The sequence below is a fragment of the Nannocystis pusilla genome, from assembly GCF_026626665.1.
Classification (GTDB): Bacteria; Myxococcota_A; Polyangia; order Nannocystales; family Nannocystaceae; genus Nannocystis; species Nannocystis pusilla.
Genome location: NZ_JAPNKE010000002.1, coordinates 3,188,114 through 3,203,952, shown reverse-complemented (window position 1 = coordinate 3,203,952; position 15,839 = coordinate 3,188,114). Strand labels below are relative to the sequence as shown.

Sequence of the window (15,839 nt, the reverse complement as noted above, 5' to 3'; positions counted from 1 at the left end):
TCGCAGGCCGCGCAGGAGCACTTTCCGGCGCGTCCAACCTCGGGAGCGCAGGATGACTGTCCGGACGTCTGACGAAGAAGGGCCCTCCAGCCGCGGCCGCCGCAAGGCGACGCGCACGCACGACGACGACGAGGGCGGCGGCCCGATGCCCATCACGCTCGGCGACCTCGCCGAGGAGGCGCGGCGCAAGTACCTCAACTACGCGCTCAGCGTGATCACCTCGCGCGCGCTGCCGGACGTCCGCGACGGCCTCAAGCCGGTCCAGCGCCGCATCATCTACACGATGTTCGCCGACCTGGGCCTCACGCACGAAGCCCGGCACCGCAAGAGCGCGAAGGTCGTCGGCGACGTCATCGGCAAGTACCACCCGCACGGCGACACCGCGGTCTACGAGGCGATGGTCCGCCTGGCCCAGGACTGGGTCATGCGCGCGCCGCTGGTCGACGGCATGGGCAACTTCGGCTCGATCGACGGCGACTCGCCCGCGGCCTACCGCTACACCGAGGCCCGGCTCACCAAGGTCGCGTCGGAGCTGCTCACCGAGCTGACCCGAGAGACAGTCGACTTCCGGCCGACCTACGACGGCACCGGCAAGGAGCCGATCACGCTGCCGGCCCGCTTCCCGCACCTGCTCGTCAACGGCAGCACGGGCATCGCCGTCGGCATGGCGACCAACGTGCCGCCGCACAACCTCGGCGAGGTGGTGCGCGCCGCGATCGCGCTCATCCCCCTGCTGCCGCCGGCGCGCGAGGACGAGGCGGCGGCGGAGAAGCGGCGCAAGGAGGCGCTGAAGGTCGCGCTCAAGGCGATCAAGGGCCCCGACTTCCCGACCGGCGGGCGCCTGGTCGCGACCCGCAAGGAGCTGGCCGAGCTGTACGAGGAGGGCAAGGGCTCGTGCAAGCTGCAGGGCGAGTGGAAGGTCCGCGAGGAGGACAAGTCGACCTTCATCGTCATCACCTCGGTGCCGTACGGGATCGAGAAGTCGGCGCTGGTCGAGGAGATCGGCGACATCATCGCCGCCAAGAAGCTGCCGCAACTGGTCGGCGTGCAGGACCTGAGCACGCGCGACGTGTGCATCGAGCTCGAGGTCAGCCGCAAGTCGGGCGCCGAGCCCGAGCTCATCATGGCGTACCTGTTCAAGCACACGCGGCTGCAGGTCACGGTGAAGTACGACTTCACGTGCCTGGTGCCGATCGCGGGCGCGGACGTCGGCCGCCCCGATCGCCTGGGCCTGGCGGCGATCCTCGAGCAGTTCCTGCTGTACCGCCAGGAGACCGTCCGCCGCCGCTTCGAGTACGACCTCCGCAAGCTGCGCGAGCGGATCCACATCCTCGAGGGCTTCGAGAAGATCTTCGACGCGCTCGACGAGGCGATCAAGATCATCCGCCGCAGCGACGGCCGCGCCGACGCCGGCCGAAGCTGATGAAGGCGTTCGACCTCGACGAGATCCAGACGGACGCGATCCTCGAGACGCGGCTCTATCGCCTGGCGAAGCTCGAGATCCAGAAGATCCGCGAGGAGCTCGAGGAGAAGCGCAAGGCGGCGCGCAAGATCGAGGCGATCCTCAAGAGCCCCGAGAAGCTGTGGGCCGAGATCAAGAGCGAGCTCGAGGCGGTCGAGAAGGAGTTCGCCGAGCCGCGGCGGACCCGGATCTCCGACGAGGACGTGACGGAGGAGTTCACGGCCGAGAGCTTCATCGTCAAGGAGGACGCGATCGTGCTGGTCACCCGCGACGGGTGGATCAAGCGCCAGCGGACCATCAACCTCGCCAGCACGCGCATGCGCGAGGGCGACGAGGCGCTGGCGCTGGTCGGCGGCAGCACGACCGAGTCGGTGATCCTGCTGACCAACAAGGGCTCGGCCTACAACGTGCGCATCAACGACGTGCCGCAGTCGACCGGCCACGGCACGCCGGTGCAGCAGCTGTTCAAGTTCAAGGACGGCGAGCGCCTGGTCGCGGCCGTCGGCACCGACGCGCGGGTGATGCCGGAGTTCGGCATGCCGAAGCCCGAGCTCGGCGAGGAGTACGAGGAGCCGTACCCGCACTTCCTGGCGGTGACGCGCTCGGGCATGGCGCTGCGGTTCACGCTGTGGCCGCACCGCGAGGTCAGCACCACGCGCGGGCGCATGTTCGGCAAGCTGCGCGAGGGCGACGAGTTCGTGGCCGTGTTCAAGGTCTACGCCGAGGACGACGTGTGCGCGCTGACGCGGTCGGGGCGGCTCTTGTGCTGCACCGCGCAGGAGGTCAGCCTGCTGTCGGGGCCGGGCCTCGGCGTCGTCCTCGTCAAGCTCGACGACGGCGACGAGGTCGCGGGGGCGTTCCCGGGCAGCGTGACGGTCGAGGTCGAGAAGGCCACCGGCGGGTCGATGAAGGTCGGCTCCGGCGCGGTCAAGCCGACGGCCCGCGGCGGCAAGGGTGCGGAGCTGTGGAAGCGCGGCGCGGTCAAGAAGATCACGCTGCCCGAGCCGACGCTGCCCGACCTCGAGGCAAGCGAGGCGGCGAAGAAGCAGAGCAAGAAGGCGTAGCGGGGGAGGACGTTAGCGATGGCCAAGACAACCAACTACGACGCGTCTTCGATCCAGTTCCTCGAGGGCGTGGACCACGTCCGCAAGCGCCCCGGCATGTACATCGGCGGCGTCAGCAAGGAGGGCCTCCACCACCTGCTGTGGGAGATCCTCGACAACGCGGTCGACGAGGTCATCAACGGCCACGCGACCCAGATCGAGGTCAAGCTCGACAAGGACGGCAAGGGCGCCAGTGTGACCGACAACGGCCGCGGGATCCCGGTCGAGAACCACCCGACGCTGAAGATGCCGGCGATCGTCGCGGTGTTTACCAAGCTCGGCGCCGGCGGCAAGTTCGACGGCACGAGCTACAAGCACTCCGGCGGCCTCCACGGCGTCGGCGCGGCGGTCGCCAACGCGCTGTCGGAGCAGCTCGTCGCCAAGGTCTGGCGCGACGGGTCGATGTGGGAGATCGAGTTCGTCCGCGGCGTGCTCGACGGCAAGCTGCGCAAGCTCGGCAACGCCCGCGGCTCGGGCACCGCGATCTACCTGCGACCGGACCCGCAGATCTTCGGCAAGACGACCGCCTTCGACGCGGTGGTCATCCGCGACCGCCTCGAGGCCAAGAGCTACCTGCACAAGGGGCTCAAGATCGTCTTCATCGACGAGACGGCGGGCAAGACCGAGACCTTCCACCACGCCGAGGGCGTGTCGGAGTACCTCAAGAAGCTGATCGAGGTGCGCGCCAAGCCGGCGGTGCACCCCGGCATCTTCTACCTCGACCGCGCCGACGACCCGAAGCTCGAGGTGGCGTTCGCGTGGACCGAGGGCACCGACGACGCGATGCACTCGTTCGTCAACGGCGTGCCGACGCCCGACGGCGGCACCCACGAGCAAGGCCTGCGGGCGGCGCTCGGCAAGGGCATCCGCGCGTACATGCAGACGCACAAGCTCGAGCCGAAGGGCCTCTCGATCGGCCTCGACGACATCCGCGAGGGCATGGTCGCGATCCTCAGCACCTACGTGCTGGAGCCGCAGTTCCAGAGCCAGACCAAGAACCGCCTCAACAACCCGGAGGTCGCGGGCCAGGTCGAGGGCGCGATCCGGGCGGCGCTCGAGCAGTGGCTGCACGAGAACCGCAGCACCGCCGAGGCGATCGTCGCCCGCGTGATCGCGTCGGCGCGCGCGCGGGCGGCCTCCCGCGCGGCCAGCCAGCAGGTCTCGCGCAAGGGCCCCGGCGGGGTGCGCCTCGGCCTGCCCGGCAAGCTCGCCGACTGCTCCGAGCGCGACGCCGCCAAGTGCGAGCTGTTCATCGTCGAGGGCGACTCGGCAGGCGGCTCCGCCAAGATGGGCCGCAACCGCAAGACGCAGGCGATCCTGCCGCTGCGCGGCAAGGTGCTGAACACCGAGCAGGCGAGCCTGGCGAAGGTGCTGGAGAACGAGGAGCTCGGCAACATCGTCAAGGTGCTCGGCTGCGGCGTCGGCAAGGACGTCAACATCGAGCAGCTCCGCTACGGCAAGGTCATCCTGCTGATGGACGCCGACTCCGACGGCCATCACATCGCCACGCTGCTGCTGACCTTCTTCTACCGCCACATGCGCGAGCTGATCCGCAGCGGCCACGTGTACCTGGCCCAGCCGCCGCTCTACCGCGTCGACATCGGCAAGGAGACGCTGTGGGCCGCCGACGACGCCCACCTGCAGCGGATCCTGGCCGACAAGGGCCGCGGCAAGCCCGAGATCCAGCGCTTCAAGGGCCTCGGCGAGATGATGCCCGAGACGCTGCGCGACACCACGCTCGACCCCAAGAAGCGCGCGCTGGTCCAGGTCAAGATCCGCGACGAGCTGCAGACCGACCAGACGATCAGCAGCCTGATGGGCAAGGACGCCGGCGCGCGCTACTCGTTCATCATGGACCGCGCGGCCGAGGCCGACTCGCTCGACGTCTGAGTCGACCGCCTCCGCGCCCGCGCGAGGCGCCCGCAAACAGGAACGGAGGGGCATGCCCCTCCGTTCCTGTTCCGAAGGTACTGTCCTTCAGTACCTGGCTCTTGGTACCTGGTCTCCGGTACCTGGCTCTTCGCTCACGCGGTTCCGCGCCTCAGTCGAGGCCGCGGGTCATGCTGTGCGGGTTGGTGGCGTGGACCAGCTCGACGCGGCTGTGGACGCCGATCCGGCGGTAGATCTGGCGCACGTAGGTCCGCACGGTGCTGAACGAGAGGCCGGTGCGGGTGGCGATCTGCTTGTCGGTGCAGCCCGAGATGACGAGGCGGGCGATCTTGGCGAGGCGCGGGGGGAGCTGCGGCTCGGGGGCGGAGCTCTGGGTCTCCATCGCCATGTCCGGGATCGCCAGCGTGTAGACCTGACCGTCGGTCTGGATGGTCGCGCGGCGCGGCCAGTCCTTCGGGTCAGCCGGGGCGGCGGGCTCCGGGTCGCCGGGCTTGCGATCGAGGGCGCGCATCGCCGGAGCGTTCATACAGAGGATGGCCCCCTGCTCGGTGAGCACGACGGCCGGACGGCGGTAGCCGTGCACCAACTCGGTCAGGACCGACACCATGGACACGGACCGCGTCTCCTTGGCATCGACCTCGGGTTGGCTTTTGGACCAGGAGTTGGCTGCGCCGCGCGCGGCAGTGTCCACAGTGCTTGGATGGGTGCTATCGAGCTGCATACCAGGTTCCGCGTGAGTGACTCGAAGTTGAAGAGTTCAGGCCCGAAGGCCGAAGAGCGCTTGGGGCCCGCTGCCCCGTTCATCGGCCGAGGTAGTGCGGGCCGCGATCCGGTCGATCACACTTTCTTCTGAAAACGCCTCAGGATGAGGAACTGGCCGAAATGCCTGGCCGACACGCGTGGACCGGGGATGCTCCGCGTCGCCGCGGCGAACCTGCCACCTCCAACATGCCTCGTGAATCCGCCTCCGGCAGGGCCTGGATCGCGCCGCCGTGAACGACCGCCGACGCGACCTCTCGGACACGACGATCGAGAGCCGCCGCGACGAGCGACGACCGCCGAACTGCGCCGCCGCAGGTCACTCCTCCGACGACAGTGAACCACGCCGCCGCGGGTCACTCGCGGGACGACCGCCGAACCGCGTTGCCGCGCGTCATTCCCCGGACAACGGGCGCGCAACGATCGGACCCAGCCGTCGAGATCGCTGAAGGTCGCCCGCAACAGCTCGGGGGTCCGGGCCAGGCTGCTCATCTTGTCGGCCAGCGCTTCCTTGGCGCGGCGCAACCGGCTGCGCACCGTGCCCTCGGGGATGGCCAGCACCTGCGCGAGCTCGGGCGCGGCCATGTCCTCCCAGTAATAGAGCTCCAGGACCAATTGGTAGTCGAGCGGGATCCGGCGCAGCGCCTCGAGCAACAGCCGCTGCTCCTCGTGCGCCGCGAACACGGCGCTCGGCGACGGGGTGAGCTCGTCGGTCGACGTCTCGCTGAGGTCGGAGGCCAGGCCCTCGCGCCGCCGCTCCCGGAAGTGCGCGCGCAAGATGTTGTGGGCCACCGCGAACAAGTAGGTGCGGAAGCTCGACTGCTTCTGGAACCGGTCGCGCGCCTCGACGCAGCCCAGGAAGGTCTTCTGGATCAGGTCGTCGACGCCGTGCGTCACCTTGTTGGCGAAGAAGCGACAGACGGCGTCGAAGTGACGCTCGAACAGCGCGTTGCCGGCCTCTCGGTCGCCGGTCCGCCAAGCATCCAGGAGCTCGAAATCCGTCGCCACGGGGCTACGCGATCATTTCTATCACCGCCACCGCCCGAGTTGAAGCCATGGTAAGGTGAGTCGTGCAGCGGGGTAGGTCGGGTGCAGACACGCTGGGCGAGCAGATCCAAGCCGCTCGCGTGTTCGCGCCCGGGCTGGAGATCCAGCAAATCAAATCATCCGTGCGTGCGCGCCTGTTCGGCACCTTCGACGGCGCACCCAGCCTGGGCGGCTACACCCTGCGGCGAATGATCGGCCGTGGCGGCACTGGAGCGGTGTTCGAGGCCGTCGGACGCGACGGCGAGACGGTGGCGCTCAAGGTCCTCCGCGGGTTCGAACCGGCCGCCCTCTACCGCTTCAAGCTCGAATTCCGCGCTCTGGCCGACATTTCGCACCCGAACCTGTCACTGCTGCACCACCTCGTGGTCCGCGGCGACCAGGCGTTTTTGACGATGGAGCTGGTCGACGGGGTCGATTTCCTGTCGTACGTGCGCCAGCACCCCGCACGCCTGCGAGCGTGCCTCGCGCAGCTGACCGCGGGCCTCGAAGCGCTGCACGCGGCCGGCAAGCTCCACCGCGACATCAAGCCGTCCAACGTGCTCGTGACCCGCGAAGGCCGAGTCGTGATCCTCGACTTCGGCCTGGTCCACGAGCTGACCGCCGGCCGCGGCGTCGAAGTGGTGGGAACGCCGGCGTACATGGCCCCGGAGCACGTCCACGGGGCGACGCCGACGCCGGCGTGCGACTGGTACTCGGTCGGCGTGATGCTGTTCGAAGCGCTGACAGGCGCGCTGCCGTTCGCAGGTCCGATGCTCGAGGTCCTGCGCGACAAGTGCGAACGCGTGGCGCCTCCGGCGCTCGGCGCGGCGGCAGAACCGCAGCTGGCGGCGCTGTGCGCGGCGCTCCTGAGCGAGAGCCGCTGCGTCGCGCGGGCGGAGCGGAGATCGCTGCAGTGCTCCTCGACGCCGAAAGTCCGCTGCCTCCTCGAGCGCACGTGCCGCCGAATCAACGCGGTTACGCGTCGCCGCCCGGCGGGCTGATCGGTCGCGAGGTGCCGTTCGCGGCCGTCGGCGCGGCGCTGACGGAGAGCCGCAAGCGCGCCGTGGTCACGCTGCTGCGCGGACGCTCGGGCCTCGGCAAGTCGGCGCTGCTGCGGGCGTTCGCCGAGGCGGCGCAGGCGGGCGTGGCCGGCATCACGATGGGCGCGGTGGTGCTCGCGGGCCGCTGCTACGAGCGCGAGCAGGTGCCGTTCAACGCGTTCGACTCGGTCATCGACGCGCTGACGGGGCTGTTCCTCGGGGTGGCGCCGAGCGAGCTGGCGACGCTGGTGCCGCCCGACATCGCCGCGGTGGCCCGCCTGTTCCCGGTGCTCCGCCGCGTGGCGACGATCGCCGAGGCGTGCCCGCCCGAGCCGCCGGGCGACGTCGACGCGGCGTCGCTGCGCCACGCGTCGGCTGTCCTTCGCGACATGTTCCGAAGGATCGCCGACCGGGTCCCGCTGGTGGTGATCGTCGACGACGTGCAGTGGGGCGACAGCGACAGCGCGTCGCTGCTGGTCGAGCTGCTGCGCGGCCCCGACGCGCCGCGCTGCCTGGTGGTGCTGGCGGCCAGCGAGGGCGAGGCGCTGCCGAGCGCCGACCTGACGACGCTGGTCGAGCGCCTGCGCGCCAACGGGCCGGTGCTCGAGCTCGGGCTCGAGCCGCTGCGCACGCACGAGGCGACGACGCTGGCCGAGCTGCTGCTGCGCCGCGGTCCGTGCGAGCTCGAGGGCGAGGCGCTGCAGACCCGCGCGGCGGTGATCGCCGCCGAGGCCGGCGGGGTGCCGCTGTTCGTCCGCGAGCTGGCCCACCATGTCCGAACGACCATGGTCGGAGAGACATCCCTCGGCGACGTGCGGCTCGAGGCGATGGTGGCCGAGCGCGTCGGACGACTGCCGGCGGCGGCCCGCGAGATGCTGGCGGCGGTGATCGTGGCCGGACGCCCGCTCGAGCTCGAGATCGCGTCGGCGCTGTCGGGCGGCGGTCGCCGCGAGCTGCAGCAGCTGCGCGCGGCTCACCTGGTGCGCGTCAGCAAGTCGCCGCGCGGAGAGCTGGTCGAGGCGTATCACGATCGGATCCGCCTGGCGGTGTTGGCCGGCGTCCGCGACGAGCAGGCGCGGGCGATCCACGGCCAGATCGCGGAGCAGCTGCTGGGCCGCGCCGGCGTGCCGCCCGAGCTGCTGGCCGACCATCTGCGCGCCGCCGGCGACCGCGTGCGCGCGGCCGAGGTCACGCGCGTGGCGGCCCAGCACGCGGCTGAGGCGCTGGCGTTCCGCCGCGCCGCGGAGCTGTACCGCGACGCGGCAGGACTGCTGCCGATCGAGGACGTCGTCGGACGACGCGAGGCGCTGGCCCGCGCCGGAGAAGCGCTGGCGGCCGCAGGTCGCGGTTCGGAGGCCGCCGAGTGCCTGCTCGCCGCCGCCGCCTTGGCGCCCGAGGTGGTGGCGCTGGCGCTGCGTGAGCGGGCCGAAGAGGCGCTCCGCGCGGCCGTGTGAGCGGCGGGGCGGCCCAGCAGGGCGAGACGGCCTGCATCGGCGAGGTGCTCGAGTGGTCCGCGCGGTGCCGACGTGTCGGCCTCGGCGGACGGGAGAGCCCACGAGGTCGGGCACACGCACGGTCGCCGTGGACGGGGACGAGCGCGAGGGATGGCGGCGGTGACAGGGCGTCGGGTCGCGACGGTCGCCGAGCACGATCGACGGGGCGAGTGCGAGTGACGAGTGCGGGTCGCACGATCGCTGGACCTGATCGATACGGGGGCCGCCGGGCAGGTGCGATCGCCAGCCCCGCCGCCGCGGCCGTCACCTGTGAGATGGCGGTTCGGACATGTTTGAAAGGGCAGCCGATCGGGCCCGCGTCGGGCTCGCCTGCGCGCGCCGGGCCGCGCGCGCGTGGGACCTTGCGCCGGGGCGGGCGATCGTTCACCCTCCGCCCGTGATCGAGGGGCCGCTCATCGCCGAGCCTGGACTGCGGGTACCCGTTTGGGCGCTGCGCTGGAAGGCCGTGCGCTCGGGCGGGCCGGGCGGGCAGAACGTCAACAAGGTCGCGTCCAAGGTCGAGCTGCGGGTGACGATCGCGTGCATCGAGGGGCTGACCGCGCAGACAGGCGCCCGCCTGCGCGCGCTGGCCAAGACGCGGCTGGTCGGCAACGACGAGCTGGTGATCACGTCGGAGCGCACGCGCGACCAGGGCCGCAACCTCGAGGACGCGCTGGCCAAGCTGCGGGTGCTGCTCGAGGCGGCTCAGCGCCAGCCGCGGCCGCGGCGGCCGACCCGACCGACGCGCGGCTCGGTCGAACGCCGCCTGGCCGCGAAGCAGCGCCGCGGCGACACCAAGGCGGGCCGGCGATGGTCCGACGAGGGCTGACGGCCGCCCTGGCGCTGCTGCTGGCGCCCGCCGGCTGCGAGCCGCGCGTCGAGCTCAAGCCCGGCGATCCGGAGCTGGTCCGCGCGGCGCGGCAGATTTCGAGAATCGCTGCGCCAACTGTCACGGCCCGCACGGCCGCGGTGACGGCCCGGCCGGGCGGGCCCTGTCGCCGCGCCCGCGTGACTTCGGCGACCCGGCCTGGCAGGCCAGCGTGGACGACGCCCGCCTGCGCCAGGTCATCGTCGGCGGCGGGGCAGCGGTCGGCCTGTCGAGCCACATGCAGGCCAACCCCGACCTGGCCGACAGCCCGGTGCTGGTCGGCGAGCTGATCGGCATCGTCCGGGCCTGTGCTTCAGGACATGATTCGAAGGACATGTTCTCGGGGACAGAGAAGAGCCCGCCCTGAGGCCGACCGGCTCCGCCAACCGTGCGGAAGATGCTTCTCGGGTCAGACGTTCGGGCCGTGAGCTGGATGCGCGGTCCGAACGATATGTCCCGTGGGTCAGGCGCTCGGGCCGTGAGCTGGTGGCGCGGTCCGAACGACATGTCCCATGGGACAGGCTCCCGGCCGCGAGCTCGGCGCAGTCCGAAGGGCATGCCCCGTGGGCGGACGCTCGAGCTTTACGCAGCCCGCAGGACGTGTCCCGTGGGGTGGACGCTCGAGCTTTGCCCGGTCCGCAGGACATGTCCCGCGGGGCGGACGCTCAGCCCGTGAGCTCGCTGGAGCAGCGCATGTCCCTGGGGACAGGCGCTCGTGCTTCAGCCTGGCGGCACGGGGCGGGGCACTCAGACCTTGAGCTGAGCGGCGCGGGCGGCGGCGGCGCGGGCGGCCTCGGCGACGGTGCGCGAGAAGCTGCCGGAGCGGCGCGACAGCGACAGCTCGTGCGGGTCGGAGTAGGGCAGGCGCACCGTGAACATGGTGCCGACGCCGAGCTGCGACTTGACCTCGATGGTGCCGCCGAGCATGTCGCAGAAGGCCTTGGAGATGGCGAGGCCGAGGCCGGTGCCGCCGAACCGCCGCGAGGTCGTGCTGTCGCCCTGCGAGAACGCCTGGAACAGCTTGCCTAGCTGCTGCTGCGTCATGCCGATGCCGTTGTCGGCGACGATGAACTGGATCGCCGGGGTGCCGTCGCGCAGGGTCTTGCTGGCGGTGAGGCGGATCTCGCCGTGGTCGGTGAACTTGACCGCGTTGCTGAGGAGGTTGAGCAGGATCTGCCGCGTCTTGGTGAGGTCGGCGTGGATGAAGCCGATGCTGGCCGGACAGACGACGACGACGCGGTTGTGACCGCGGTCGGCGAGCGGGCGGATCGTGCCGAGGACGGCCTCGACCATGTCGGCGACGTCGAAGGTCTCGAGGTGGACGTCCATGCGGCCGGCCTCGATCTTCGACAGGTCGAGGATGTCGGAGATGAGGCCGAGCAGGTGCTTGCCGGCGAACTGGATCTTGCGCAGCTCGTCGACCGAGCCCTGCAGGCCGCGCTCGTCGGACTCCTCCATGAGCATCTCGGCGTAGCCGATGACGGCGTTGAGCGGGGTGCGCAGCTCGTGCGACATGTTGGCGAGGAAGCGGCTCTTGGCCAGGTTGGCCTCCTCGGCCATCTGCTTGGCCTCGCGCAGCGAACCCTCGGCGCGCTTGAGGTGGGTGATGTCGGAGGCGACGCAGACGGCGCCGATCGGCTCGCCGTGATCGTCACGCAGGTCGGAGCGGGCGTAGAGCACCGGGATCTCGCGGCCGCCGGGGGCCCGGTAGACGCGCTCGACGAGGCCCTGTTGCGGCTCGTGCGGCAGCGGCAGCTCCGACGAGAACTCGGGCAAGAGCTCGGCGAAGGGGCGCCCAGCAGCTGCTCGGGCAGGGCGTCGAGCAGCTTCAAGGTGGCGCGGTTGACGGTCTGGATCCGCCCCGCGGCGTCGACCACCACCAGCGACTCCGCCATCGAGGCGAGGATGTTGTCGGCGTAACGGCGCGCGCGCTGGGCCTCGCCCAGGATCTGCTCGGCCCGCACCTCGCCGGCCCGCGCCCGCCCGAGCGCGTCCTGCAGGCTGTGGACGGCGAGCGAGAGGAACACGCCCGCGGCCGCGAGGTGCAGCATGCGCGACAGGTACGCGCGCGGGCCGTCCTCCAGGACCGCGTCGGCCGGCAACATGCCGCCGACCTCGGCGAAGTAGAGGCCGACCAGCGAGACGAGGCAGAGGCCGAGGATCGCCAGCAAGGTGCGCCGGCCGAACAGCAACATGCCGACGATGACGAGGAGGATGAGGCCGCCCAGCGCCGAGCTGCGCAGGCCGCCGGTGTAGGCCGCGTGCGCGACCATGGTGCTGCCGGCGACGCCGAGCAGCGCGTAGCCGGCGGAGTAGACGTAGCCGTGGTGCAGCAGCGCGAGCAGGCCGAGGCTGAGCGCCGGAAACAGCAGGTCGAGCGGCGAGAGGGCGGCGCCGCGGGTGAACATCACCACCTGCACGACCACGCCGAGGATGCCGATCGCGGTGGCGACGACGAGCGCGAGGTGGACGATGCCGGCGACGCGCGTCCGCTCCTCGTCCGCGAACCGCGGGCCCTCCAACAGGCGGCGCAGCCGTTTGAGCGCGGGCGACGTCATCGGCGCAAAAATCAACCTACCAGGGCCGCGGGCGCGGTCAAGCGCACGTTCGGCGGGCGGCGCGAAAATCAGCCGCGGCGTGTAGGCGGATTCTCAGGGGATGGCTGATCGGGCAGGTCAGCGTTCGCAGCGTCGACGAGGCCCGCACGCAGGGCCGCCGCACGCGCGGCGGCGACGACCTCGGCGGGCGCACCGCGGCGGCTGGTCGTCAGCTCGCGGGGATCCATGTACGGCAGTCGCACGGTGAACGCCGATCCGACGCCGAGCTGCGACGTGACCTCGATGGTGCCGCCGAGCATGTCGCAGAAGGCCCTGGAGATCGCCAGCCCCAGGCCCGTGCCGCCGAACCTGCGGGCGGTCCCGCTGTCGCCCTGGGTGAAGGCCTGGAACAACTGCGCGAGCTGCTTCTGCGTCATGCCGATGCCGGTGTCGGCGACGATGAACTGCAGCATGCGCGGCGCCTCGAGCCCGATCCGCGCGACGGTGAGACGAACGACGCCCTTGTCGGTGAACTTCGCGGCGTTGCTCAGCAGGTTGATGAGGATCTGCCGCGTCTTGGTGAGGTCGGCGTGGACGTAGCCGATGTCGCGCGGGCACGCGACCTCGAGCTTGTTGCGGCCCTTGTCGAGCTGCGGTCGCACGGTGTCGAGGACGGCCTCGACCATGTCGGCGACGTCGAAGGTCTCGAGGTGGATGTCCATGCGGCCGGCCTCGATCTTCGACAGATCGAGGATGTCGGAGATGAGGCCGAGCAGGTGCTTGCCGGCGAACTGGATCTTGCGCAGCTCGTCGATGCCGTCGTCGAGGCCGCGCTCGTCGGCCTCCTCCATGAGCATCTCGGCGTAGCCGATGACGGCGTTGAGCGGGGTGCGCAGCTCGTGCGACATGTTGGCGAGGAAGCGGCTCTTGGCCAGGTTGGCCTCCTCGGCCAGCTCCTTGGCCTCGCGCAGCGACGCCTCGGCGCGCTTGAGGTGGGTGATGTCGGAGGCGACACAGACGGCGCCGAGCGGGGTGCCGTCGTCGTCGAACAGATCGGAGCGGGCGAACAGCACCGGGATGTCGCGCCCGTCGGGCGTGTGGTAGGTGCGCTCGACCAGCGCCGGGCCCTCGCGCGTGCCCTTGCCGCCGTTCTTGGCGGCGCGGAAGCTGGGCAGGATGGCGGTGAACGGCTTGCCCAGCAGCAGCTCGGGCGGGGCGCCGAGCAGCTGCAAGGTGGCGCGGTTGACGGTCTGCACGGTGCCGCCGGCGTCGAGGACGATCAGCGACTCTGCCATCGAGGCGAGGATGTTGTCGGCGTAGCGCCGCGCGCCCTGGGCCTCGAGCAGCAGCGAGGCGGAGCGCAGCTCGCCGGTGCGGGCGCGGTCGAGGGCGTTGCGCAGGCCCTTGACGGCCATCGACAGGAACACGCCGCCGGCGCTGAAGTGGATGAGGTGGGCGATGAAGGCCAGCTCGGGGGTGTCGGGGGTGAGCTGCGGGACGACGACGCCGGTGAGCTCGAGCACGAGGAAGCCGGTGATCGCGGCGGCGCTGAGGCCGATGAACACGAGCATCCACACCTGGCGGAACAGCAAGGTGGCGACGATGACGACGAGCATGTAGCCGCCGATGCTCGGGCTGCGGACGGCGCCGTGGGTCAGCGAGCCGAAGGTGACCGCGAGCCACAGGAGGCCGAGGAAGATGGCGCCGGCGAGGCGCAGCCAGCCGTGGTGGACCAGCATCAGCAGGCCGAAGCTGAGCAGGCCGAGGCCAGGGTAGATGATCAGCGCGGCCGTGCTGTCGGCGAGGTACAGCACCTGCGTGACGCCGGAGACGACGCAGATGGCGATGCTGATGACGAGGATCGTGTGCAGGACACCGGCGACCCGGGCCAGCTCTTCGTCCGCGAACTTCGGCTTCTCAAGCAGTCTGCGCAGCAGCCCCGCCATGTCTCTGCGCCACGCGACCCCTCGTGATCCACGCTACGAGCCGCGCCGGACGGCTGTCAAGGACGGCGGCTGTAGGCCCCGGACGACGGCGGCGCCGGCGCTCGCCGAGGCCGCAGCGCGTGGCTGAGCTGTCCCGTGAAGCAGGTCCTTGGGGGCATGCGGGGAGGCGCCCGCGGCTCGAAGCGCGCCCGCAGGTGGCCGGCGATCGCGGCGATGAACAGGCGGTAGGTGCCGTTGCCGAGGTCGTAGTCGGAGCCCCGCACCTCGCGCGGCGCGATCCCCTGGAAGCGCGCGTCGGCGAGGAGGGACACGCGCGGGCTCACGTCGAGGACGCCGCCCAGGGCGCCGATGATGCGCTGGCCGTCGGGCGAGGCGGTGTCGATCGTCTTCGCGGGCGAGGCCGGCGACTGATAGCCGAGAGTGGCGCTGACGAGGATGCGCTCGGTGGCCCGGAAGCGGCCGCTGGCCTCGACCCAGATCGAGTCCTTCCACAGGCGCGGCAGGTTGACCGCGAGCGTGTCGCCGATGCCGAGCTTGGGCTGGGCCAGGTCGGGCGAGGTGGCGGTGACGCGGAAGGCGTCGAGCTCGGAGTAGCGGACGTACTGCACGAAGCCGTCGACGCGCCAGCGCTCGCCGATGTCGTAGCCGAGGCCGAGAGTGATTCGCTTCGGCAGGGTGTACTCGAGGGTGGCGTCGCCGCGGACCAGCGGCTTGAACTGCAGGCCCTGCGCGGCCAGGTCCTGGGTGAAGAACGGATCGTTGAGGTCGACCGCGAACTTGCCGCGGTAGCGCATCGCCGTGCTGTGGAAGTAGGTGAGGGCGATGTTGAGGCGACGGGTCGGATTGACGGTGATGCCGACGTTGAAGGTGACGCCGTGGGCGATCGCCCGCTTGAGGGAGAACGGCCGCGACAGGACGTCGAGCTCGCGCACTTCGGTCGGCGCCTCGGGCCCGAACGAGTTCTTCTGGCCGAGGGTGTTGAGGCCGTCGGCGAACTCCTGCACGCCGGCGAAGTCCTGCATCTTGCTCAGCTCGGCGAACCCGAGCACGTAGGCGACGCCGGCCCCGAGCGCGACGAAGTCGTTGATCCGCACGCCGGCGCCGAGGTGGATCTGCGAGGTGGCGATGAAGGCCTGCTGGGCCTGCCACTTCTGCGCGCCGGTCTTGGGGAACTTGAGCGCGGCCGCGAACGGGACGTAGATGCCGAGGCCGAGGGTCAAGCGATCCTTGACGACCGGGTAGGCGAGGAAGAAGTTGCCGCTCGGCGCGACGGGGTTGGCCTTGACCTGGTCGCTCGGTCCGGTCTTCATGCCGTCGATGTACGACGGGTCGATCGGCGCGTTGAACTGCAGGGTGTCGGGGGTCTGGTAGGCGCCGGTGCGCTCGCGGTCGTAGCGGATGTCGCCGACGATGAGCCCCACGCCCGCCAGCACCTCGCCCTTCTTCAGGTAGCCGAGGTTGGCCGGGTTCCAGTAGACCGCCGCGGCGTCGCGCGCGGTCGGGTGCGACTGCCCGCTGGTGACGATCGGCGCGTCGAGGCCGGACGCGCGGGCGCTCCCGGGGACGGCGAGGGCAACGAGGGCGCAGGCGGGGACGAGGGCGCGGAGGGAGAGGAGACGCATGGCGAGTGGCGGGGGGCAGGTGCAGGGGACAGGTGCGAAAGACCAGGAACTGGGGGCCAGGTCCGAAGGGGCAGGTCCGAATGCGCAGGTCAG

General features: G+C 71.0%; 13 protein-coding genes. 8 read left to right on the top strand and 5 right to left on the bottom strand.

Features of this window, described 5'->3' with window-relative positions:
- Positions 1-52 precede the first annotated feature (52 nt).
- From OV079_RS13940 to OV079_RS13930, 3 genes are read left to right on the top strand one after another with little or no spacing between them, the layout of a single operon-like run.
- Entirely contained in the window at positions 53-1,423 is a 1,371-nt protein-coding gene (locus OV079_RS13940; RefSeq protein WP_267768923.1) for a DNA gyrase subunit A, read from the top strand.
- The gene (locus OV079_RS13935) at positions 1,423-2,526 is read left to right on the top strand and encodes a DNA gyrase C-terminal beta-propeller domain-containing protein (protein ID WP_267768922.1); all 1,104 of its coding nucleotides are present in this window, start codon (positions 1,423-1,425) and stop codon (positions 2,524-2,526) included. Before OV079_RS13940 ends, OV079_RS13935 begins: the two co-directional genes overlap by 1 nt.
- 18 nt (positions 2,527-2,544) lie before the next feature.
- Complete coding sequence (locus OV079_RS13930; RefSeq protein WP_267768921.1) at positions 2,545-4,455, top strand: DNA gyrase/topoisomerase IV subunit B; 1,911 nt, start codon at positions 2,545-2,547, stop codon at positions 4,453-4,455.
- A gap of 151 nt (positions 4,456-4,606) precedes the next feature.
- Here OV079_RS13930 and OV079_RS13925 read toward each other — a convergent pair whose 3' ends face one another.
- Positions 4,607-5,062: a helix-turn-helix domain-containing protein gene (locus OV079_RS13925; protein ID WP_245914033.1), complete on the bottom strand. Its 456-nt coding sequence runs from the start codon at positions 5,060-5,062 to the stop codon at positions 4,607-4,609.
- A 230-nt stretch (positions 5,063-5,292) separates the two neighbouring features.
- Complete coding sequence (locus OV079_RS13920; RefSeq protein WP_267768920.1) at positions 5,293-6,222, bottom strand: RNA polymerase sigma factor; 930 nt, start codon at positions 6,220-6,222, stop codon at positions 5,293-5,295.
- A gap of 119 nt (positions 6,223-6,341) precedes the next feature.
- On the opposite strand from OV079_RS13920, the gene OV079_RS13915 reads away from it, so the two are divergent.
- The 4 genes from OV079_RS13915 (at position 6,342) to OV079_RS60600 (ending at position 10,008) form a co-directional block, all read left to right on the top strand.
- Positions 6,342-7,241 carry a serine/threonine-protein kinase gene (locus OV079_RS13915; RefSeq protein ID WP_267768918.1) on the top strand — a complete coding sequence of 300 codons (900 nt, stop codon included), beginning with the start codon at positions 6,342-6,344 and terminating at the stop codon, positions 7,239-7,241.
- Positions 7,196-8,734: an ATP-binding protein gene (locus OV079_RS13910; RefSeq protein WP_267768917.1), complete on the top strand. Its 1,539-nt coding sequence runs from the start codon at positions 7,196-7,198 to the stop codon at positions 8,732-8,734. The genes OV079_RS13915 and OV079_RS13910 overlap by 46 nt, the downstream gene beginning before the upstream one ends.
- A gap of 436 nt (positions 8,735-9,170) precedes the next feature.
- Positions 9,171-9,602 (top strand): alternative ribosome rescue aminoacyl-tRNA hydrolase ArfB, encoded by a 432-nt coding sequence (gene arfB / locus OV079_RS13905; protein WP_267768915.1) that lies wholly within the window; start codon positions 9,171-9,173, stop codon positions 9,600-9,602.
- A gap of 34 nt (positions 9,603-9,636) precedes the next feature.
- Positions 9,637-10,008, top strand: coding sequence for a c-type cytochrome (locus OV079_RS60600; protein WP_476703788.1), 372 nt, complete (start codon positions 9,637-9,639; stop codon positions 10,006-10,008).
- A gap of 380 nt (positions 10,009-10,388) precedes the next feature.
- Here the strand turns inward: OV079_RS60600 and OV079_RS13895 are convergent, their stop codons facing one another.
- Entirely contained in the window at positions 10,389-11,417 is a 1,029-nt protein-coding gene (locus tag OV079_RS13895; protein WP_267768911.1) for a sensor histidine kinase, read from the bottom strand.
- A gap of 227 nt (positions 11,418-11,644) precedes the next feature.
- Here OV079_RS13895 and OV079_RS13890 point away from each other — a divergent pair, with 227 nt between their 5' ends.
- A complete protein-coding gene (locus tag OV079_RS13890) occupies positions 11,645-12,307 on the top strand; it encodes a hypothetical protein (RefSeq protein WP_267768909.1) in 663 nt (220 codons plus the stop codon).
- Here OV079_RS13890 and OV079_RS13885 read toward each other — a convergent pair.
- Positions 12,268-14,124 carry an ATP-binding protein gene (locus tag OV079_RS13885; RefSeq protein WP_267768907.1) on the bottom strand — a complete coding sequence of 619 codons (1,857 nt, stop codon included), beginning with the start codon at positions 14,122-14,124 and terminating at the stop codon, positions 12,268-12,270. The genes OV079_RS13890 and OV079_RS13885 overlap by 40 nt on opposite strands.
- Positions 14,125-14,180: 56 nt before the next feature.
- On the bottom strand, positions 14,181-15,746 hold the full coding sequence (locus tag OV079_RS13880; protein ID WP_267768905.1) for an OmpP1/FadL family transporter: 1,566 nt from the start codon (positions 15,744-15,746) through the stop codon (positions 14,181-14,183).
- Positions 15,747-15,839 lie beyond the last annotated feature (93 nt).

Bases quoted from the DNA above. Each gene is read 5' to 3' on its own strand.
- OV079_RS13940 (WP_267768923.1), top strand. From the start codon at position 53: ATGACTGTCCGGACGTCTGACGAAGAAGGGCCCTCCAGCCGCGGCCGC.
- OV079_RS13930 (WP_267768921.1), top strand. From the start codon at position 2,545: ATGGCCAAGACAACCAACTACGACGCGTCTTCGATCCAGTTCCTCGAG.
- OV079_RS13925 (WP_245914033.1), bottom strand. From the start codon at position 5,062: ATGGTGTCGGTCCTGACCGAGTTGGTGCACGGCTACCGCCGTCCGGCC.
- OV079_RS13880 (WP_267768905.1), bottom strand. From the start codon at position 15,746: ATGCGTCTCCTCTCCCTCCGCGCCCTCGTCCCCGCCTGCGCCCTCGTT.
- OV079_RS13935 (WP_267768922.1), top strand. From the start codon at position 1,423: ATGAAGGCGTTCGACCTCGACGAGATCCAGACGGACGCGATCCTCGAG.
- OV079_RS13885 (WP_267768907.1), bottom strand. From the start codon at position 14,124: ATGGCGGGGCTGCTGCGCAGACTGCTTGAGAAGCCGAAGTTCGCGGAC.